Below are 22,560 nucleotides of genomic sequence, written 5' to 3'. Positions count from 1 at the left end.
CCTAGACGATTACAGATCAAGATCAAAATCAACCAGCTTCTCAGCAATTTCGTTAAATGATTGCTCTGATTCGTTATAATATTGCTCCCAATCGGAGCGACTCCAAATTTCTACCCTGCTGGATACGCCGATCACGATACATTCTTTGTCAAGGCTGGCGTACTGGCGTAAATGGAGCGGGATATTCACCCTGCCCTGCTTATCCCATTCGCCTTCTGTTGCACCAGAAAAGAAAAATCGTGTAAACGCACGAACATCCGCTTTCATGAGCGGCAGCGATTTGAGCTTTTGTTCCAATCGAGACCACTCCTCCATTGGATAGACGAACAGACAGTGGTCGAGCCCTCGTGTAATAACGAACGATTGACCGAGTGAATCGCGAAACTTGGCAGGAATAATTATCCGTCCTTTGTCGTCAATGTTATGTTGAAACTCCCCCATGAACATTGGCGGCTCACTCCTTTAACTATCGTTACCCACTTTACACCACTTTCCACCACTCATCTAGCATAATAGATTCTTCATACAAAATCAAAATCCTGCTCTATCCACTGTTTTTTTCAAAAAAAACATTCTTTTTTAACTTTTATGCGGTTAAGCATAATATTTTATAACAATTAAGCGCAAAAAGTCTGATTTTATACTATTGACAAAGTCATATTTTAAATTTGGCTCTTTAAACTTAATACATGTAAAGAGACTCACATCAATAGTCGCAGATTATAAATAATATAGGTATTAAGACCGTCGATCAAGAAACTTTTATACACGTCAGTGAATAAATGGATAATAATCGCATTATTTTTAATAAAATTTTTGCTGAACGTTGAAAATCACCGTTTCTACATGATCCGCCGCAACGAGCAAGTGCGGATATTGTTTTAGTTTAAAATATAATGCACTCAAAAATACTTTTGTATTATGCAACAAAATATAATCAGTAGCCGGATCATGACTAGGCTGCACATTGGAAAACAGATCGATCCATTGCTGCAAACATGGCTGATCGATCAGTCCATCGACTAGCCCCGGCATGACCGCATACAACATCCTTTCTTCCTCCTGATTCGTTAACACGAATTCATTATGCTCCAGTATACTTCGCACGATATACAATATGCTTACAAACTCAGCCGCCGTCCACCCGTAGTGCCAAACAGAATGAATGCCATCCGCGACATGAGCGAGCGAGTGCGCCCACCCTTTTCCGGAAACATATCCTCTGAAGTCTTTTTCAGTTTTGAGATAGTGTATAATCGCATGTTTAACGTCTTGAATATCGCTGTCGGTCAAAAAAGCGTCTGTTTTGTTTCGTTCCAACAACAGCGGTATAAGCAATGTGGAAAATGAACGCGTAAATATACAATCCGTATGTATTGCTCCTATATTGTAAAACATTCCCTTATTACTTAATGCCGTTTGCTTTATAAATAACAATTGTGCCGTACTCACTGGCTGATGCAAAATAATTTCAACAAATAAGCTATAAATGATATGATCACGAAGTTCTGCATCTGGCGCTCCAATATGGGCAAACATAAGTGCCACAACAGGCTCAAGCGGTTCATGCTGCAATAATTCAGGATTTTGTTTGCACTGTTTAAGAAATTGCTTTGTCTCCATTTCACACCTCATTTTTCAATTTTGCTAATTGGAATAGCTTATTGAAACTCCCTCGATTTCCTTTATATACATATGAAATTTCACAGTTTACACTCCTCCAACAGCATATACGATCCTACGAGCAAGCTGACGATTTAATCTAATATTGTACATCAAAAAAGTCTGACGACGTTTAAGTGTAGCCTACGTCATCAGACTTTTCAATGTGAATGTATAGGAGATCGATTACGACCAGCTATCCAGATACTTTTTCTGTGCATCTGTTAGCGAATCGATGCCGATGCCCAAACTTTCGAGCCGGTAACGTGCTACCTGCTCGTCCAGCTCGTACGGTACATTGATTACGCCTGCGCCAAGCTGCTCGTAATTTTCGTTCACATAACGCAAACCGACCGCTTGCAGTGCAAACGTCATATCCATAATTTCTGCCGGATGCCCGTCGGCTGCACCCAAATTGACGAGGCGTCCTTCTGCTAGTAAATAAATACGGCGTCCGTCTTGCAGTTTGTATTCTTCGATATTTTTACGTGCTGTACGGATCGATACTGCACGTGCCGCCAGATCAGGTTTGTTTGCCTCTACATCAAAGTGACCCGCATTACATACGATCGCGCCATCTTGCATCACATCATAATGCTCACCTGTGATCACATCTTTGTTGCCTGTTACTGTAATGAAGAAATTGCCTTTTTGGGCTGCTTCGATCAGCGGCATTACATGGAAGCCGTCCATATGCGCTTCAACCGCTTTGATCGCGTCCACTTCGGTTACGATTACGTTGGCACCGAGACCTTTGGCGCGCATCGCTACCCCTTTACCGCACCAGCCGTAGCCAACAACAACAACCGTCGCTCCGGCGATCATCAAGTTCGTCGTACGAATAATGCCGTCAAATACGGATTGTCCTGTACCGTAACGGTTATCAAACAAATGTTTACAATACGCATCATTGACCGCGACCATCGGCAATGTGAGCGTGCCTTCTTTTTGCAGCGCCTTCAAGCGAATAATGCCAGTCGTTGTTTCTTCCGCTCCACCGCGAATCGTTGCTAACAGATCAGGACGTTCACCATGCATCAATGTGATCAGATCGCCACCATCGTCGATAATGAGATCAGGTTTTGTTTCCAGTGCATGCAGTACAAGCGATTTGTATTCCACAGGATCAGGGTTATATTTGGCAAATACGGTAATTCCGTCTTCTACTAATGCAGCACATACATCATCCTGCGTCGACAGCGGATTACTACCTGTAATCGTCACTTCAGCACCGCCGGCTTGCACCACTTTTGCCAAATAAGCGGTTTTCGCTTCCAAATGCAAACAGATCGTTACTTTTAAGCCTTTAAACGGCAAATCACGTTCAAATTCCGCACGAATCCGATTTAATACCGGCATATGGGCAGATACCCATTCAATTTTACGATGCCCTTCCGGCGCCAACGCCATATCGGCTACGATACTTTTTGCAATCGATGGCAATGTCATCTTTTCGTTCCTCCACTATGTAGATGATGAGATCATCTGTTTATTTGATTTGAAATGAATCAATACTTCCATTTAATCGTTTAATGAACAGAAAAGCAACCGGCAATTCCTACCGGCTGCTTGACACGTCTATGCTATACGATTGCTTATACGCGAAATGAACGATACGATCCGAGCTAAAGCATCTGTAGGAGCACTAACAACCCTATGTCTCAAACGTCTGCTACCGCTGCGCATGGCTACGCCAATCGTTAGATTAAACAATATAAATGATAGGCAATATAGATGAAGCGAAGTTTACATATACAACAAACGATGACCACCATTCAAATCCGGCTCAAGCGCCAGTAACTGATCAAGCCAACGCTCGCCATAACGACCGATATAATAGTAACTATTGATCGTACGCTCCTGCGGTTTGCCAAACGGATACAACGAATGCGCGATCCGATCCAGTCGACGCAGCCCAACTTCATGCTGCTTTTCCACCGCATTCCTACTTTTACGATGCAAATATTCAATCTGCGCTTCAATTTTATGCTGATTCGTTTGGGCAATATGCGGTAATGACGCATCCACTTCAGCCAGACCGTCCACAAATGGCGCATACAATGCAGCAAATTGACGTTTCAGCTCGTCAAAGCGCTCATCCAAATTGTAATCTTCCTGCGCTTCCAACCACTGACGGCGAATATCGGCAAAACGTTCTCGCACATCATCAAAAGATAATTCAAAACGGCTCATTAACTGCTGAATTTTATCTTCAACGACTGTAAACGACATCCGTGGCACAATCGGCGGCATTTGCATACCGAACGTTTGAAACGCCTGACGGGTTAGCGCCCAATAGGCAATCTCGCCCGTACCGAGGATCGTACCAAGCACCGGAAACAACGATTCCTGCATCAGCGGACGGGTTAACACATTGTTGCTAAAACGTTCAGGATGCCGCTCCACTAGTTCCAACAGCTCTGCTTTGGTGAACGTAACTAAACCTTTACGATCGGTAAAATGTCCATCCCGCTTGAACAGCAGCAGCCGCTCGGCTGTATACACCTCATCGGTATGAATATAAAATAGATTCGCACCATCTTCCGCCACCGTTGCCTGCTCCTCATAACCGGCAGCACGCACTTCATCAGAGGCTGCCATATACGCTTCCGTCAGACGATCATTGTGCTCGATGATACGGCGAAATACCGGCTTTTCCAACTCACGCAGCTCAGGCGCGTCCGAATCAAGCAGAACGAGTCCGAAGCGTCCAAATAGACGACCAAGCTGACGTGCAAATGCACTGCTCAAATTGTCGGACTGCCGCATACATCGTTCCAGTTCAGCGATCCACTGACTTTTGTGCTCTGTATCCGGCAGCAAACTTTCCAGCTGGCGCAGTACAGGCGCAATATGCGCTTCCGTAACAATCGTACGGCTGACCGGTGAGTGTCCTCCACGTTCATGCTCCATCCGAATGCGTACCGCCTGACCGTCTTGATCCGGCAAATACGTATGGTTTACTTCATCCCAGTCATGATCCTCACCAGCAATCCAAAATACCGGCACTACCGGACGACCGAGCAATTCCGACGCATGACGAGCGGATAAAATCAATGTCACCACTTTGTAAATGACCAACAATGCGCCCGTAAACAATCCGCTTTGTTGCCCGCCCACCATCGTCAATGTATGCTGCTGGCGCAGCAGCTGTAATGACTGCTGCACCGCTTCATGCTCATTATGTGTAAGATTGTACTGCACTAGGCAGTCAACCAACGCTCCACGCTCAATCCGGGAGTGCTCTTGCTGATCCAGCCAGGCGGCACGCTGAATCCACGTCTGCGGATCAGTTACATTCATATTGTACAAGCTGCTTACCGATGCAAAATCGTTCATATACCGCTCTGCTAGCGGTTGATTTGCAGGTAGCCTCTCCGGAACTACATTCATGGGGGTAGTGCCTCCTCATCGTTGTTACTTATTGTAACTTTCTAAACCTTATTTGATTGTACGAAAGTATGTCCGTTTAGTCAAAGCTTACCCTACACTTTTTTACATTTTGGAAGAAACAAAAAAACCGCCATACAGTATGGCGGTTTTTGCATATGAAATTTTCGTGCCAGCATGCTGCGGCTCCGACTGAATTGACGCAATTTCAGCCGGAATGCAGCTATACGGCTACGCCTTATTTCATGTTTACGAAACAGGCTGGGATACCCAATGCCCTGGTGAAACTTCGATCAGCTCGGAATTGTCGAGATTGAACGGGTCTTTTGGCACACCCGGATTTGCCGATTCAACCGGTGCTTGTTGCTCATCCGGCAGCAAAATACGGCGTTTGTTCACTTCTACATCCGGGTCAGGGATCGGAATTGCGGACAGCAATGTTTTTGTATACGGATGCAGTGGGTTGGCGTACAGTTCTTCACTTTCAGCCAGCTCTACAATTTTACCCATATACATAACGGCTACACGATCACTAATATGTTTGACCATCGACAGATCGTGCGCGATAAACAGATAGGTCAGACCGAGGCGCTGTTGCAATTCTTCCAACAGTTTAACGACCTGTGCTTGAATCGAGACGTCGAGTGCCGACAATGGCTCATCACAAATAATAAACTTCGGATTCACGGCAAGTGCACGAGCGATCCCGATCCGCTGTCTTTGACCACCGGAAAACTCATGCGGATAGCGCAACGCATGGCTTGGGTTCAGACCGACCATATCAAGCAATTCTTCCACACGCTTTTTGCGTTCGGCACGGCTACCCGCCAGACCGTGGATATCGAGCGATTCACCGATAATATCCATTACGTTAAAGCGCGGATTCAGCGATGCATACGGGTCTTGGAAAATCATCTGCATATCTTTACGCATCGCTTTCATTTTGCGTGGAGACAGGCTGAAAATATCGGTTCCGTTAAACTTTACGCTACCGCCAGTCGGCTCATACAGACGCAGCATCGTACGACCGGTTGTCGATTTACCACAACCGGATTCCCCAACTACGCCAAGCGTTTCGCCTTCATAAATTTTAAAGCTAATATCGTTAACTGCTTTCAAAATATTGCCTTTGCCCAAATTGAAATGCTGACGCAAATTGGTCACTTCAACGAGCGGGCGTGTCGGATCAAGACCAGCTATAGCGGAAGCCATTTTTGGCTTTTTCGGCTCATCCAGACGAGGCAATGCATTCAGCAGGCGTTTCGTATACGGATGCTGCGGATTTTTGAAAATTTCGGACGTTGTGCCGGTTTCGACTACATCGCCTTCTTTCATCACGACAACACGATCACACATACCAGCAACAACACCGAGATCATGTGTAATCAGAATGATCGATGTACCTAGCTTTTGCTGCATATCTTTCATCAAATCGAGAATTTGCGCCTGAATCGTTACATCGAGCGCTGTTGTCGGCTCATCCGCAATTAGCAACGATGGACGGCAAGCAAGCGCGATCGCAATCATCGCACGCTGACGCATACCACCGGAAAACTGGTGCGGATAATGGTTAAAACGAATTTCCGGGTTTTTGATCCCGACAAGCTTCAGCATTTCAAGCGCCGATGCTTTCGCTTCATTCGCATTCATTTTCTGGTGCTTACGCAAAACTTCGGTAATTTGCTTACCGACTTTGATCGTCGGATTAAGCGAAGTCATCGGGTCCTGGAAAATCATACCGATATCTTTACCACGAATCGACTCCATTTGTTTGTCGGTTTTGCTCAGCAGGCTTTCACCGAGAAACGTAATTTCTCCACTTTTAATAATAGAAGGCGGAGAAGGGATCAACCGCATAATCGTTTGAGCTGTTACACTCTTACCACTACCGGATTCCCCGACAATACCGACCGTTTCCCCTTTTCCAATCTCGAAATTTACATCTTTAACGGCTTTAAATTCACCAGCACGAGTATTGAAGGATACGCTCAAGTTTTTTACTGTTAAGATGTTCTCCACTAAGCCCACCTCCTACGGATTTTATTTTTTCAGTTTAGGGTCAAGCGCATCACGCAGACCATCACCAAGCAGGTTAAATGCGAGCATCGTCAAACAGATCAGACCTGCCGGGTACCACATACGCCACGGATACAAGTTCCAACCTTGCAGCGCATCATTGATCATCGAACCAAGTGACGAGATCGGCGCTTGTACACCAAGACCGAGGAAACTCAGAAAAGCTTCCGCAAAAATCGCATTTGGCACAGACAATGTAACGGTAACGATAATCGGACCAAGTGCATTTGGCAGTAAATGTCTGAACAATTGACGTGTGCCACTCGCACCCATCGAACGTGCTGCCAAAATAAAGTCACGATTTTTAAGCTGAATAATTTCACCGCGTACAATCCAGGACATCGTTACCCAACCGGTGACAGCGAGTGCAAAAATAATCGTTTTCAAGCCTGGCTCCAATACGACGAGCAGCAAAATAACAACGAGCAAATACGGAATCGAGTACAAAATTTCGGAAATTTTGTTCATCACTTCATCTGTTTTGCCGCCTTTATAACCCATAATCGCACCATAAATGACGCCGATAAACAGGTCAATCAATGCAGCGGAAAAACCAACGATTAAGGAAATACGTGCGCCCATCCATGTACGAACCCACATATCACGCCCCAGATTATCGGTGCCAAACCAGTGTTCAGCCGATGGAGGTTGGTTCGTACTCATCAGATCATTGCTGTAATAATTATAAGGAAGCATCAGCGGCCCTATAATCGCCATAACAATAACAATAAACAATATGCTAAGACTAACCATCGCTACGGGATTTCTTACGAGCCGATACATCGCGTCCTGAAAGAGCGATACACTCTTTTGGTACGCTGTTGGATCTAACGTTACATCAGCAGTCGTAGGATTTGGAGTTTTACTGTTGTTCGCTGCCAATGGTTAAGCCCCCTTTTTACCTGTCAGTTTAATACGTGGATCAACCACAACATACAAAATATCGGTTATAAAACGAGCCACCATCAAAATAACACCGTAAAAAATCGTCACGCCCATAATCATCGTATAATCACGGTTCGTAATACTTTCTACGAATACTTTACCGATACCACCGATACCGAAAATCTGCTCAATGACGACAGAACCTGTAATAACGTTAGCAGTCATTGGGCCGACATACGTAACTACTGGCAATACGCCGTTACGCAGTACGTGACGAGTCATAATCGTAAAGCCGTTCAAACCTTTAGCTTTGGCTGTTTTAATGTATTCGGAATTGAGCACTTCCAGCATGCTGGAACGAGTCAGACGTGCAATGAATGCAATCGGTTGAACGGCAAGTGCCACGACTGGCAATACTAGATCACTTGGCTTGCTAAAGCCCATTACGTCAAACCAACCGAGTTTGAGTGCAAATAAGTACTGAATTAACGTCGCAAGTACAAAGCTTGGCACCGCTATACCGATAATAGCGAGCACCATCGCCATATGGTCAATCAATTTACGATGATACAATGCCGCTATCATACCGAGTACAATCCCGACAATAATCGAAATAATGATCGCAAAAATACCGATTTGCAAGGAAGGTTTAAATGTTTGCGTAATACGACCGCTTACATCTTGGTTTTGATATTTCATCGAAATCCCAAGATCACCTTGAACGATATTGCCCAGATAGCGTACATACTGTACAGGAATAGGCTGATCAAGTCCATACTGTGCCATCAGACGAGCTTTAATTTGTGGCTGTACAGCTTTCTCGGACATAAACGGATCGCCCGGAATAATTTTCATCAGAAAAAATGTCAGTGAGATCAGTACGAACAGAGATACCAACATAAACAAAAACTTGCCGGCAATGTATCTAACCATTTTTCTGGAGCCCTCCTTTGTTTCATCGTTAAATTTTACGTCAAATCATACTACTTCTTTTGTAGATACAGTTATGCGTATATTATGATAAACGAGAAAAATGCTTGTTGGTGGAAAACAATAAACCAGATTAATTCGCTCTGGTTTACGCGAGCAAGAAGATCGCTTGCTCTTTATCTAAATAAAAAAAGCAACAAGTTTGACACTTGCGATAGTCAACGTTAGAAAAAGCAATATATGGAAAAAATCCATACACACATAAAAGCGGGATATATATGGCTTTGAATCTCCATATATATCCCGCAGCAATCATCTAACTGCCAATTTGTATTGAATTATTGAAAATACGCTCTGGAGAAGTCAACAGAACCACTAAAATCAACAACAATTCCTTTAAGATTAGGCTTAACGAGAGAGATGCTAGTATAGTAGTAGATCGGCATAATTACCATATCATCTTGAATCAGCAATTTCTCTGCTTGCGCCATATCGGTCATACGTTTTGCATTATCTTGTGTTGATTTGGCGTCAGTAATTAATTTGTCGTAAGTCGGATTGCTATATTTCGCATCGTTGTTACCACCATTAGTTACCCACATATCCATGAACGTCATCGGATCGTTATAGTCGGCTGTCCAACCAGCACGAGCGATCTGATAGTTACCGCTTTGACGGTTGTTCAAAAATACGCTCCACTCTTGGTTTTCAGTTTGCACATTAACACCAAGGTTTTTCTTCCACATATCTGCAATCGCCAGTGCAACTTTTTGGTGAGCTTCGCTGGAGTTGTAGATTAGTGTAATTGCAGGCAATGCTGTCAGACCTTCTTCTTTCAGACCTTGTGCCAACAAAGCTTTTGCTTGTGTAACATCTTCTTTGAAGTAGTCATCTTTAAACTCGGTACGGAATTCTTCGTTTTGGCCTTTAATACCTGGAGGTACGAAGCCATATGCAGGCAATTGACCACCCAGTGTTACTTTATCAACGATCGCTTGGCGATCAATCGACATGGCAAACGCTTTACGGATGTTTGCGTTATCAAAAGGCTTTTCTTTATTGTTAAATTCATAGTAGTACGTGCTTGCAATACCTTTAGCGTTGAATTGATCAGGATATTGCTGTTTTGCTGCAGCGATTTGGTCGGTAGGGATTTCACCAGTTGGTGAGCCTGCATAATCCAACTGTCCACTTTGGTAACTCGCATACTCAGTTGCGCCGGAGTTAACGAGTGAAGCTGTAATTGTGTTCAGCTTAATGTTATCTTTATCCCAATATTTATCGTTTTTCGTCCAAACGAGTTGTTGACCTGTTGTCCATGTAGTCAGTGTGAACGGTCCATTCGTTACCATTGTGTCTGCTTTGGCAGCCCACTGTGGATTCGCTTCAACGTTCTTTTTGTTTACAGGATAGTACGTGTAGAAGGATGTCAGACCGAGCCAGTAAGGAGTCGGAGCTGTCAGTGTCACTTCCAACGTTTTGTCGTCAACAGCTTTTACGCCGACTTGGGAGAAATCTTTGATTTTACCCGTGTTGAACGCTTCGCCATTTTTCAGGTAGTAAAGCTGGTAAGCATATTCAGATGCTGGAGTTGTTGCCGGGCTCAATACGCGTTCCCAAGCATACACAAAGTCTTGTGCTGTTACAGGATCGCCATTGCTCCAAATTGCATTATTGCGAAGATGGAACGTATATTTCAACCCGTCTTCGGAAACATCCCATTTCTCGGCTGCGCCAGGAGTCGGGTTACCATCGGCACCCATACGTGTCAGACCATCGTACATCAGCTTCAGAGCGGTGTTTGTTTGTGTATCTTTTGCCTGAGCTGGGTCAAAAGTAGGCGGTTCAGCACTCATGTTAATGCGCAGATCCTGCGATGCTGTCGTTCCGTTTCCTGTGTCTCCACTTGTACCTGTACTGCTGTTTTCGGAGCTGCCGCAAGCTGCGAGCAATGACCCGAAAGCCAGTACGAGTACCATAAGTACTAACCAACTTTTCTTTTTCATCTAGCAGTGTCCCCCTAAAAAATGTGGTATATGCTTTTAGATTATACAACCAGTGGTCAAAAAAATCTATATCTTAAACTTAAAAAAAACGTTTTTTTTCGTTTTTTTCAACAATTTCGTCACATTATGCAGTAAATTATGCTCCATCCTACGGACGAATACCTAACATGAAGCAAGATTATTCCAATTTTCGACACGTTTATCGTGTTATGTATTGCAATATTGCAATAACTAGCAGCACGATGTAACCTAAGCTCAAAAAGAAAAACGATAATCGCCAAACGGCTCGAAATAAACGCTGGACATCAACTTTTCCTTTTAGACGGTTTTGTGCACTGCCAATTAGACCTAAAGCAAGTAATAAAATAAGCAAAAAAAGATAAAATCCAAGCCTGCTATTAAAAATCGTATTAAATAATGCCGCGACCGAAATGTACAAAAATGGCGTTGTCACATCCATCGCAATGCCTAGTACTTGCTTTTTCGTCCGTTTGCGCAAGCTGGCGATCACATATGTAGCAATAAACGGAATGAATGGCAATAAGCTCAGAAAGATAGCACCATCTAGCAACCACCCGAACAATCCTCCCATTCAATCGACCTCCTCTACGGTTAATGATTCGATGAGCGTGCACATCCACTCATGTGCAAAAGCTTGCATAGGCACACGCCGAGCGAGCTCGATAATCGCTCCATTAATCCAGCGAATCTCAGTTCGTTTACTATGCAGCACATCAGCCAGCATCGAAGATGTATTGGCGGCTGTTGCTTGACACACTTGTAAAATATCATGCCACCATGCTTCCGACCATTCGATATGATGCCAGGTATACACGGCTATCGCCTCATCAAACAATTGTCGCATGACCGCTATACGCGCCTCGCTTGCTAACAGTTCTCCATTCGGAATACGCCATAACGCCGTCAACGGATTAATTACCGCATTTATTGTTAGTTTCCGATACACATCGATCCGTATATTGTTCGACAATGCTACTTTAAATCCTGCTTCCATCAGTGATCTTAACAGCGATGCTATCGTTCTTTGCTCATATTCCTGTACCGCTAACGTCTCGGAAAGTAAAGCGGAAGAACGATACAATAGCGCCGCATTGCCGATTGCAGTCTGTCCACGCCCGGAATGCATAACTCCGACAGGTGAGAGTTTCTTCGCCCCTTCTGTCGTAATCGCGACATAAACGTTCCATGTTGGCGGCCAAATCGAATCGGTGCGCAGCCCGTTTTGCATCGTAATCAGCACAGTCCCCTTATGCATCCGTTTGGACAGCCAATGTATAAGTTCAGCTGTCACATGCTGCTGTTTGACCGTCAGTAAAATAATATCTGCTTTGTCCGTTTCTATTGCGGCTGCGGCTTGCTCGGTACTCGTTTGTACGGCGGCTACCGAGCAACTTGCAAGCGAAGACGGCATAAAACGCTGGAGCGGCTGATCCGATCCAGCTTGAAATGAAACCCCTTCTTCTTGAATACGTTTTGCCTGCTCACTCGTTCGTGTCCATAGCCAGAGTTGATCTGCCAAGCTGTGCGCGGCTGTTGTATTATGGATCGTATTCGCATGCTGTGTTAATGCCAATTTACTAAAAAAAAGCAATCCAAGCGAGCCACCGCCCACAATATCGATGTGCATGCTGTTTCCCTCCTTGCTATTCATACGCTACAATAATAATGCTGGATATGTTACTGCGCACAATGATTCATTAAGCTGTCAGCAAAAAAAGTGCAGTTAATCATTTATTATACAGGGAGGCGGCGATTCATGAAACTATTTAAGTATAAACGACTTATCGGCTGCCTTCTGCTGACTACGATTATGATCGTTGCCGAAATTGTACAAGCACCGCGTATTAGCGCTGCTACGGATACGATATCCACTCAGCCAATGCCCACGCCAAATAAAATGGATGAAACGACACGCCAATTGTTAGAACATAGTTTGTCCGCTCAAGAATTGGATCATGAAATCGCCCGCGTTGGCGCCAAAGAGCAAGCAGCACGCAAACAGCATAACCAGCTTCAGCAGGAACTGGTCGTGCAGCAGCAACAGCTTTATGCTGCACGCACGCAATCCGACCGCGTGCTTGTCGCTTATTATACGGGCGAGCGAGATCAACTTTGGCTGGCACTGCTTAGCACAGGCAGTCTATCCGGCATGCTGACCTTTTATGAATATTATCAAATGATTATCGATCATGACCATCGTATTATGAACAGCTATCAGCAACAATACAATCAAATGCTGGACAAACAGCAGCAATTGGCGCGCACATCGTCGGAACTGCAACAGATCGGTACTAATCTGAAACAGCAAAAAGAACGTGTCGCTCTGCTTCGCCAGCAAATTGATTCCGGCATCGCTTCATCTTCCAATCCCGCCACCATGCGTCAATTGATACAAGAGCTGAATACCTATTGGGAAAATATCGGATTGTATGAAGTAAGAGGTTATTTTGAAATTTTGGCACAGTCGATGAATCAGTTTCCGAGCTTTCTCAAATCCGAACCGGATGCGATCCGTATCCACGGTCGCAGCTATACGATTACGATTAGCGAGCAACAGCTTAATCAATTTCTACACCAGCAAGGTCGCTTGCCAGACAGTTTTCAATTTCATTTTAACGAGCAAGGAATCGTTGTTAACGGACAGGAAGGCAACTTAAAGCTGGACATTGCCGGTCATTATGAGGTAGAACAACAACCGCAAAATGCGATTCGTTTTCAGGTCGATCGGCTTATTTTTAACGGTTTGGAATTGCCTAATACGACTAGGCAACAGTTGGAAAATCAATTTGATCTTGGCTTTTATCCAGGGCAAATCATCTCCTATTTAAAAGCCAAACATGTACAGATGTCCAATGGACAAATGCAGATTGAGCTGGAACTGTCATTATAAATGAATATTGTTGTTGTCTATACTGATTGTATATAAAGGAGAAGCTATTACACAACTTTAGGCAGGTTTAACGCTTTATCGATGTTTTATTAACACTACTATATCGTATCAGCAGCACTAGTAGGCTGTCTCAAATGAAAATCGTGTTTAACCGTCCCTAAATCGATTCAGCACCAAGCAATGGTTAGATCGACAAACTGTAAATGTACTTAAGATAAGCTATCAGTTTGATGTATAGGTGATATTTGATCGATATAACGGATCGATCGCCATGCACGAAAAAAGCCCTCTGTTTCGTATGATGCGAAACAGAGGGCTTTGCTTATTAAAAAGACAAGCGCCCGTTTACAACAAATCGGCGGCAAGCTGAGCAAGCTTGGAGCGTTCGCCTTTTTCCAGCGTAATATGACCGCTAATGCCTTCTTGTTTGAAATGTTCCACCACATGGGTCAACCCGTTACTCATCGAATCCAAATACGGATGGTCGATTTGATCTGGGTCACCGACAAGTACGATTTTACTGCCTTCACCGACACGGGACACGATCGTTTTCACCTCGTGACGCGATAAGTTTTGCGCTTCATCGATAATGATAAATTGTCCTGGAATGGAGCGTCCACGAATATACGTTAACGCTTCTACCTGAATACTGCCCATGCCCATCAATATTTTATCGATATCGCCGGCTTTTTTCGTATCAAACAAAAATTCCAGATTATCGTAAATCGGCTGCATCCACGGACGAAGCTTTTCTTCCTTTTCACCTGGCAAATAACCGATATCTTTGCCCATTGGCACGACAGGTCGTGCGATAAGCAGTTTTTTGTATTTTTGCTCGTCTTCCACTTTAGACAGTGAAGCCGCTAGTGCTAGCAATGTTTTACCAGTACCCGCTTTACCTGTAATCGTTACGAGCGGAATTTCATCATTGAGCAGTAATTCCAGCGCCATCCGTTGCTGTGCATTGCGGGCGGCGATTCCCCATACCGGCTCATTGCTCAGAAACAGCGGTTCCAACCGATTCGCATCGGCGTTTACTTTAAGCAAGGCGGATTTGGCACTGCCTATCTCGTCTTTGAGAATAACAAATTCGTTCGGGTAAAACGAATAGCCTTGTTGCAATTGCAGCGAACCTACTGCCAAATATCGATGATTGTAAAAGTCATCGATAATCGATGGATGCACTTTAAGCGTTGTATATCCGCTATACATCTCATTCGGCTCAGCGGCACGATCAGACAAATAATCTTCGGTTTGCACACCAAGCACATCCGCTTTTACCCGTACAAGCACATCTTTACTGACGAGAATAACATGCCGCTCCGAATGCTTTTCTTCTTCTTCCAGCTTATAATTTAGCGCAACCGCCAAAATGCGGTTATCGTTCGTAATCTCTCCAAACATATCATGAACACGAGCAAAGCTGCGATGGTTTAACTCAACACGAAGGGTGCCTCCATTGTCTAGCTGTACTCCATCATGCAGATGACCGATCATACGCAGCGCATCTAACGAACGGGACACTCCGCGGGCATTACGACCAATTTCGTCAGCATTTCGTTTCTTCGAGTCGATTTCTTCCAATACGACAGCGGGAATAATCACATCATTTTCCTCAAAAGCGAAAATGGCATTCGGATCGTGAAGAAGCACATTGGTATCCAATACAAAAATCTTTTTCATGGAGATTCCCCCCCGGGTACGAATTGTTTGTGATCGCTGATATCTCCAGCTTATGCTTCCCGCTTTCTGAATCGCCAAGCCTCACCCTCCTCTTTTAATGAAAGCAAAAAAGTCTGAACCTGATAAAAGGTCAGACTTTGCCTATCGCAAGAAATGATGAACACAAGCCATTCCAATCCATACTACTTGCACCGCGCAACGGCATAACATAGACCGCTACCGCACAACATATGACCGGCTTCCACATCGTACACAACTGTATTCGTCTCGGCATGGTCAATCCCCCAATCACTACTTGGCTGTCATCAAAGATAAGTGCACAGATAGTATAACATAAATACTTTACATGTAAAATGAAACCATTTTACTCGGAATGCCCAACAAAATAGAGGAGCAAACACGAGCTGTATGCTGGCAGGATCATCGATCGTACCTACAGTTGGGCTCTTGTTCACTCCTCCATAAGCAGAGAACTGATACATTTATTGCGTTGAAGTTCCGCTACCGCTTGTCTCGCTTGTAGTCGGATTATCAAACTGATCGGTATGTGTAGCCGTACCTTGCAGTTCATCTTGCAACGCTTGTTTGGCGTTAGCTAGCTCTGTTTCATTAATGTACACATACGGGCTGCGCCAATCGCCGGTCACTGGCATATACTTAATATTCGCTTTTGGAATATTCCAGTACGTAGTCAGCAAGTTCGTAAACTGGCTACCTTCGATATCGGTCTCCATATTATCATCTACGGATTGAATAATCGAACTTAGCTTAGTAATTCCGTTAAACGACTGGATTTTGTCGACTACCGAATTGAGCACTTCATTTTGACGCTTATTACGGTCAAAATCGCTCGATTCTTTTGTGCGCGGACTACATCCTTTGCCAGAGTGACGATAGCGAACGTAACCTAATGCTTTTTCCCCATCCAAATGTTGAGGGCCTGCTTTAATGTTAATGTTCGTACCATCGGCATTATCGATATAACACATATTCATCGCTGCATCCACATCAACGCCACCAACCGCATCCACGACATCGCTAAAACCTTTGAAGTTAATGACGGTCGTATAATCGATATCAATACCGAGATACTTGCCGAGCATCGCTTGCATTTCCTGCATCGCATCGTTCGTACCTTGCTTTTTATCCTGTGCATAAAACTTTGGATAATAAGAGTTCAGCTTGTTCGGAACATAACCGTCAAGCTGGAAATACGTATCACGCGGCAACGATACAATCGTAGCTGACTTCGTATCCGGATTGAGTGTTGCGACCATAACGACATCGGTCAAACGCGTACCGGTTTGCTTACGATAGTCGGTACCGAGCAACATCATCGTAATCGGCTTTTCTTTGGCGGATTTGGACGGTACTCTCGTATCTACGACAGCGGAATTTGGCGTTGTGCCGCCTCCCTTGCCATCGAACATATTTTCCACCTGATAATACAAATAACCGGCATACGCCATCACGCCAACTACACTTAGCAAAAAGACGATCAGTACAATTTGCATAAAGCGCTTGAAGCCGCTTGCCTTTTTCTTTTGTTTCTTTTTGGGCTTGGAATTGTCAGCTTTTTGAGCCTTATTTCCCGCGCGCGGCGGAAGCCCTCCTGTTGTCGTACTCATTGCTCTCAACACCTGTTCCATCGTATTTAGCGTTTGGCTCTTACCGCACATATCCATCGGTTGCCAGAACCATCTATGTATATAAGCTCTGACCGGGATCAAGACCACACAGCAAACGTCTTATCTTTGCAGATAAGGGAAGGTGACTGAATCGCCAGCGCTCGTTATGCAAGCGTTACGATTCAGCCACCTAATATAATGAACAATTCAGGTTACAATTGCAATTTAACGGCCAGCTTCTGCCGTTTTGCGATGTTTCTCCGCACGTTCGCGCTCGCTCTTATTCAGAATCTTTTTGCGCAGGCGAATCGCTTTTGGCGTAATTTCACAAAATTCGTCATCGTTCAAATATTCCAGTGCTTGCTCCAACGAGAACAGGCGCGGCGTTTTCATTTTGACCGTATCGTCCTTTGTTGCCGAACGAACGTTAGTCAGTTGTTTTTCTTTACAGATGTTCACGACGATATCGTTATCGCGTGTGTGCTCGCCGACGATCATGCCTTCGTAGATTTCAGCGCCTGGCTCAACGAACAATGTACCGCGATCTTCAACAGACAGAATACCGTACAGTGTGGAAGAACCGTTTTCGCTGGAAACGAGTACGCCTTGGTGACGTCCGCCAACTTGACCGGCTACGAGTGGACCATAGCTGTCAAACGCATGGTTCATAATGCCGTAACCGCGCGTTAGTGTCAGGAAGTACGTACGATAACCGATCAAACCGCGCGCCGGAATTAGGAACTCCAGACGTACTTGACCCGAACCGTTATTCACCATGTTTACCATCTCGGCTTTGCGTGTTCCGAGACTTTCCATTACCGCACCCATGCTCTCCTCCGGAACATCGATCATCAGACGCTCGATTGGCTCCATGCGTACGCCATCGATTTCGCGGATGATAACTTCCGGCTTGGACACTTGCAGCTCATAACCTTCACGACGCATATTTTCGATCAGGATACCGAGGTGAAGTTCACCGCGACCGGATACGATATAAGCATCTGGGCTTTCCGTTTCGTCTACACGCAAGCTTACGTCTGTTTCCAACTCTTTGAACAGACGATCGCGCAGACGACGGGAAGTTACCCATTTACCCTCACGTCCAGCGAATGGACTGTTGTTCACGAGGAATGTCATTTGCAGTGTTGGCTCATCGATTTTCAGAACCGGCAAAGCTTCCGGATTTTGCGGATCGGCAATCGTTTCACCGATGTTAATATCTTTAATACCGGCGATTGCGATAATGTCACCTGCACCTGCTTCTTCCACTTCAACACGTTTCAGACCTTGGAAACCGAACAGCTTCTCGATGCGTGCCGTTTTCTTCTGTCCTTCGCGTGTGATTACCGTTACCGGCTGTCCTTGACGAATCACACCACGGTTAACACGACCGACCGCGATACGTCCCAAGTATTCGTTATAATCCATCAGCGTAACGAGGAATTGCAGCGGTTGCTCTGTGTCCTCAGTTGGTGCCGGGATGTTGCTAACAACGGTATCGTAGATCGCTTGCATGTTATCGTCTTGTTTAGCAGGATCATCTTCCATGCTCGATGTACCGTTCAGTGCGGAAGCATACACAACCGGGAAGTCCAGTTGATCGTCATTCGCGCCCAGCTCGATAAACAGTTCCAGCACTTCGTCGATTACTTCAGCCGGACGTGCAGCTGGACGGTCGATTTTGTTGACGACAACGATTGGAGTCAAATTATGTTCCAATGCTTTGCGCAATACGAATTTCGTTTGTGGCATACAGCCTTCGTAAGCATCAACAACGAGTAATACGCCGTCAACCATTTTCATAATGCGCTCTACTTCGCCACCAAAATCGGCGTGTCCCGGAGTATCCACGATATTGATCAGGTATTCTTTATAAGTAATTGCTGTATTTTTAGCCAGAATCGTAATACCGCGTTCGCGCTCCAAATCATTGGAATCCATCGCACGCTCCTGCAGGGTTTCGTGGTCACGGAAAATGCCGGACTGCTGAAGAAGCTTGTCAACCAGTGTTGTTTTGCCGTGGTCAACGTGGGCAATAATAGCGATATTGCGGATATTTTCTCTCAAATGCATAAAATTCTCCAAATCCTCTCCATAAAAGGAGCGTCGGTCAATGATGCCGACGCTCTACATTTTGTTATGAAACTTAATGAAACTGTTGAAAACCGTCATTCGCAAATTGATTCATTATTCATTATACGTTATAAATCCCATAAATCAAGCAAAATTACTGTCATTTACGCATTCTGCCGGACTTATTTTGTCCCAAAAATAACCACAGTGCCGCCGCAATCAAAGCGATTGCGATCACATACAGCAGTGCGGCACCGAGCAGCGTAATTAGCAGCAGCCCAATCGTAAGCGCTCCAAGCAGGATCGAGCCTAAACCGATACGACGATCGATCCGAACCGGTGACAGCGTATAGTATTCGTAAAGTCCAAGTGCTACGCCACCGATAAATAGTGGCCATAATACGTCCAGTAACCCCCAACCCCATGTGTTGCACAGGAAAAACAATACGCCATACACGGTCAACATACCTGCCGGTATGAGCCAATAGGACGAAATGCTGCGGCTAAAATAAGCAAGCTGCAACACGACACCAGGCAGCAAAATAAGCAATGGCCAAAACGCACGCCCCAAAAATGCAAATACACCTAACTTTCCTAACAAAATAACGATGCCTGCAACAATCAGCAAGACGATCCAAACACCCTGATTACGGTTATTCACAACATGTCGCCCTCCTTCTATCATGACTGTTTATTTACGATTTAAATTTCGCGACCGTTATAATTACATCATATGTGCAACCTGATTCATTTCCAATACGTATGCTTTAACATAAACAATGTCGCTCAAACAACTTATCGATGATGAGGCGATTAAAGTAGTTGCTTGCTATTCTATTATCGGTCTGTTGGCAGTATTCTGTTATGCCTATGTGTCACGATAACAGGTCAGAATTGCATCCGCTGCGTCTGTAAACTGCAATCGTATAGTAAGTAGTATTTATTTGATGAAGGAGTGAATGTAATGGACGTTACACAGGCTGCATTCTGGCTATCTTTACTTAATATTATTTTTATCGATTTGATTTTGGCTGGTGATAATGCGATTGTTATCGGTCTTGCCGCACGCAAGCTGCCGCAACAGAGCCAGAAAAAAGCGATTATTTACGGGATGGGTGGCGCGGTTGTAATCCGGATCGTCGCTACGGTAGCCGTGATCTGGCTGCTGCAAATTCCGTGGTTGCTCGCGATTGGCGGACTGTTGCTCATTGCAATCGCTTATAAATTGCTAACCGATAATGAAGAACACAAAGAAGTAAAAGCAGGCACATCGCTTTGGAGCGCCGTCTGGACGATTATCGTAGCGGATGCGGCGATGGGATTGGATAATGTAATCGCTGTTGCTGGCGCTGCTAATCAGCATGTTATTTTGGTCATTATCGGATTATGTATTAGTGTACCGATCGTCGTCTGGGGCAGTACGATTTTTATTAAAATCATCAATCGTTTCCCGTGGATTATCTATGTCGGTAGCGCGGTGCTTGCTTATACCGCTTCCCATATGATTACCGAAGAAAGCCGCTTGCAGTCGGTATTCGGCGCTCATCCGCTGTGGACATGGATGTTTATCGCCTTTATCGTGATCGGTGTGTTGCTGGCAGGGTATTTAAGAAATCGGCAAACCGCCAGTCAGGCGAGTGAATAATGCGAATGACGCAATCGATCAACATCTTATTGCATTGATCCACTCTGCGAAACCGGCTATTTAGCTAATCCAAACGAGCAGGATGTCCGAGCTGATCCAGCGACAGTACGTATGTAGGTATGTGCGCTGTTCCAACCTAATCGTAGGCACATCGATATGTGCGGCATACGGCGCGCAAGATCGGTGAAGGCAGTTCTAATCTAATCTAATCTAATCGTATGCACATCGGTTGCTGTGCATACGGTTGTATGTTGTATATTGCACATATGACAGAGCGATTAAGCTTTTATCATATAACCTAACCAAAAACGCCTCGACCGACATTAGTGATGACGGATCAGGGCGTTTTCGTTTTCGACAACCTATTGTTTGTTATGTCCTGTATAGCTTGGTGCGTGAACTGAATGGAACACCACTTCCTTCAATCCAGTTAAATCAGAACCAGTCTGATTCCGCCGCCTCTGTTGTTATGGTCGACAAGGCGGAAGGCATACCTGGCGTAATGTCCAGCAATTCCGTTTGTTGTACCGCCCGCTCAATCATCTCGTCGAGCGCCATACTTTCCTCTACCTTTTCCACAACACGCCGATTCGGATTCGTTGCCGGCGAGCGCGGAACAAACAGTGTACAGCAATCTTCATATGGCAAAATGGACAGCTCATACGTTCCAATCTGCTGCGCTGTAGCGATAATCTCGTCTTTGTCTTGCATGACGAGTGGACGCAGTATCGGCAAATCGGTCGCACGCTCAATCACATTCATACTATTCAGCGTTTGGCTAGCAACTTGACCGAGACTTTCGCCGGTTACAATCGCTAGCGCTTTTTGCTGTTCTGCTAGACGGGTCGTAATCCGCAACATCGCCCGGCGCATTAACGTAATCATTAAATTATCCTGACGTGTTGTCGTAAACGCCGTTTGGATTTCGGTAAACGGCACGACATGCAAACGGATTTTGCCACCATAACCGGACAGCACTTTTGCCAGATCAATCACTTTCTCACGTGCCCGTTCGCTCGTAAACGGATAGCTATGAAAATGCACACATTCGATCTCTAGCCCACGCTTCATCGCATACCAGCCAGCTACCGGGCTATCGATACCACCGGACAGCATCAACATCGCACGCCCATTGCTTCCGCGTGGAAAACCGCCAGCAGCGGGAATGATCTGGCTATAAATATAAGCGATTCCTTCGCGCACTTCGACACGCAGCTCGATATCAGGCTTACGCACTTCGACTTTGAGCAGTGGATAAGTACGCAGCACAGGTGAGCTAATCAGTCGATTCATCTCCTGTGATGAATGCGAGAACCCTTTCCATACCCGGCGTGCATTCACTTTAAATGACGTCTCCTGCTCTAACGCATACTCACCGATTAGCCCGATCGCTGCCTCTACAATCGCTTCCAGTTCCGGCGCGGTATGCTTGATCGGAATAATGTCGATAATACCGAATATCGTTCGCAAACGCTCGATCAGTTGCACGGCAGGAACACCGCCGGTATCGACATACATTCTGCCGTATTCACGTTGCAGCTTTGCCATCGGATATGGACGCAGCACTTCACGCACATGTTCAGCGATCGTTTTTTCAAAACGTCCTCTGTTTTTCCCTTTTAATGTAATCTCACCTAAGCGAAGCATAAGGCGATCCGTATGTCCGATCAT

The 22,560-nt window shown here is 45.0% G+C and carries 17 protein-coding genes; 2 read left to right on the top strand and 15 right to left on the bottom strand.

Annotated features, from left to right (window positions below; genetic code table 11):
- Positions 1 to 9 precede the first annotated feature (9 nt).
- From mraZ to U1I11_RS06905, 10 genes are all read right to left on the bottom strand, one after another.
- Entirely contained in the window at positions 10 to 447 is a 438-nt protein-coding gene (gene mraZ, locus U1I11_RS06950) for a division/cell wall cluster transcriptional repressor MraZ (RefSeq protein ID WP_322905077.1), read from the bottom strand.
- A gap of 357 nt (positions 448 to 804) precedes the next feature.
- Positions 805 to 1,623, bottom strand: a complete 819-nt coding sequence (locus U1I11_RS06945; RefSeq protein WP_322905076.1) for a DUF2785 domain-containing protein — start codon at positions 1,621 to 1,623, stop codon at positions 805 to 807.
- Between the two features lie 225 nt (positions 1,624 to 1,848).
- Positions 1,849 to 3,111: an adenosylhomocysteinase gene (locus U1I11_RS06940; protein WP_322905074.1), complete on the bottom strand. Its 1,263-nt coding sequence runs from the start codon at positions 3,109 to 3,111 to the stop codon at positions 1,849 to 1,851.
- 297 nt (positions 3,112 to 3,408) lie between these two features.
- Complete coding sequence (bshC, locus tag U1I11_RS06935; protein ID WP_322905072.1) at positions 3,409 to 5,055, bottom strand: bacillithiol biosynthesis cysteine-adding enzyme BshC; 1,647 nt, start codon at positions 5,053 to 5,055, stop codon at positions 3,409 to 3,411.
- Between the two features lie 246 nt (positions 5,056 to 5,301).
- Positions 5,302 to 7,071 (bottom strand): ABC transporter ATP-binding protein, encoded by a 1,770-nt coding sequence (locus tag U1I11_RS06930; RefSeq protein WP_322905070.1) that lies wholly within the window; start codon positions 7,069 to 7,071, stop codon positions 5,302 to 5,304.
- A 21-nt stretch (positions 7,072 to 7,092) separates the two neighbouring features.
- Positions 7,093 to 8,010, bottom strand: a complete 918-nt coding sequence (locus tag U1I11_RS06925) for an ABC transporter permease (RefSeq protein ID WP_322905068.1) — start codon at positions 8,008 to 8,010, stop codon at positions 7,093 to 7,095.
- Between the two features lie 3 nt (positions 8,011 to 8,013).
- Positions 8,014 to 8,946 (bottom strand): ABC transporter permease, encoded by a 933-nt coding sequence (locus U1I11_RS06920; protein ID WP_322905066.1) that lies wholly within the window; start codon positions 8,944 to 8,946, stop codon positions 8,014 to 8,016.
- A 335-nt stretch (positions 8,947 to 9,281) separates the two neighbouring features.
- Positions 9,282 to 10,949: a peptide ABC transporter substrate-binding protein gene (locus U1I11_RS06915; RefSeq protein ID WP_322905064.1), complete on the bottom strand. Its 1,668-nt coding sequence runs from the start codon at positions 10,947 to 10,949 to the stop codon at positions 9,282 to 9,284.
- Positions 10,950 to 11,148: 199 nt separating this feature from the next.
- Positions 11,149 to 11,541, bottom strand: coding sequence for a DUF3397 domain-containing protein (locus tag U1I11_RS06910; protein WP_322905062.1), 393 nt, complete (start codon positions 11,539 to 11,541; stop codon positions 11,149 to 11,151).
- On the bottom strand, positions 11,542 to 12,597 hold the full coding sequence (locus tag U1I11_RS06905; protein WP_322905060.1) for a 2-dehydropantoate 2-reductase: 1,056 nt from the start codon (positions 12,595 to 12,597) through the stop codon (positions 11,542 to 11,544).
- Between the two features lie 129 nt (positions 12,598 to 12,726).
- Between U1I11_RS06905 and U1I11_RS06900 the strand changes: the two genes are divergently transcribed.
- Positions 12,727 to 13,860, top strand: coding sequence for a hypothetical protein (locus tag U1I11_RS06900; protein ID WP_322905058.1), 1,134 nt, complete (start codon positions 12,727 to 12,729; stop codon positions 13,858 to 13,860).
- A 345-nt stretch (positions 13,861 to 14,205) separates the two neighbouring features.
- Here the strand turns inward: U1I11_RS06900 and U1I11_RS06895 are convergent, their stop codons facing one another.
- From U1I11_RS06895 to U1I11_RS06880, 4 genes are all read right to left on the bottom strand, one after another.
- Positions 14,206 to 15,543 carry a PhoH family protein gene (locus U1I11_RS06895; RefSeq protein ID WP_322905056.1) on the bottom strand — a complete coding sequence of 446 codons (1,338 nt, stop codon included), beginning with the start codon at positions 15,541 to 15,543 and terminating at the stop codon, positions 14,206 to 14,208.
- 482 nt (positions 15,544 to 16,025) lie between these two features.
- Complete coding sequence (locus U1I11_RS06890) at positions 16,026 to 17,171, bottom strand: LCP family protein (protein WP_322905055.1); 1,146 nt, start codon at positions 17,169 to 17,171, stop codon at positions 16,026 to 16,028.
- 225 nt (positions 17,172 to 17,396) lie between these two features.
- Positions 17,397 to 19,244, bottom strand: coding sequence for a translational GTPase TypA (typA, locus tag U1I11_RS06885; RefSeq protein WP_322905053.1), 1,848 nt, complete (start codon positions 19,242 to 19,244; stop codon positions 17,397 to 17,399).
- A gap of 160 nt (positions 19,245 to 19,404) precedes the next feature.
- Positions 19,405 to 19,905, bottom strand: coding sequence for a hypothetical protein (locus U1I11_RS06880; RefSeq protein WP_322905051.1), 501 nt, complete (start codon positions 19,903 to 19,905; stop codon positions 19,405 to 19,407).
- 303 nt (positions 19,906 to 20,208) lie between these two features.
- Here U1I11_RS06880 and U1I11_RS06875 point away from each other — a divergent pair, with 303 nt between their 5' ends.
- Entirely contained in the window at positions 20,209 to 20,889 is a 681-nt protein-coding gene (locus U1I11_RS06875) for a TerC family protein (protein ID WP_322905049.1), read from the top strand.
- 435 nt (positions 20,890 to 21,324) lie between these two features.
- Here U1I11_RS06875 and thiI read toward each other — a convergent pair whose 3' ends face one another.
- A complete protein-coding gene (thiI, locus tag U1I11_RS06870; RefSeq protein WP_322905048.1) occupies positions 21,325 to 22,560 on the bottom strand; it encodes a tRNA uracil 4-sulfurtransferase ThiI in 1,236 nt (411 codons plus the stop codon).

It is taken from the genome of Paenibacillus campi (genome assembly GCF_034659835.1).
In the GTDB taxonomy this organism is placed as follows: Bacteria; Bacillota; Bacilli; order Paenibacillales; family Paenibacillaceae; genus Saccharibacillus; species Saccharibacillus campi.
The sequence above is the reverse complement of the archived record's forward strand: the minus strand, read 5'-3'. Positions and strand labels throughout refer to the sequence as shown.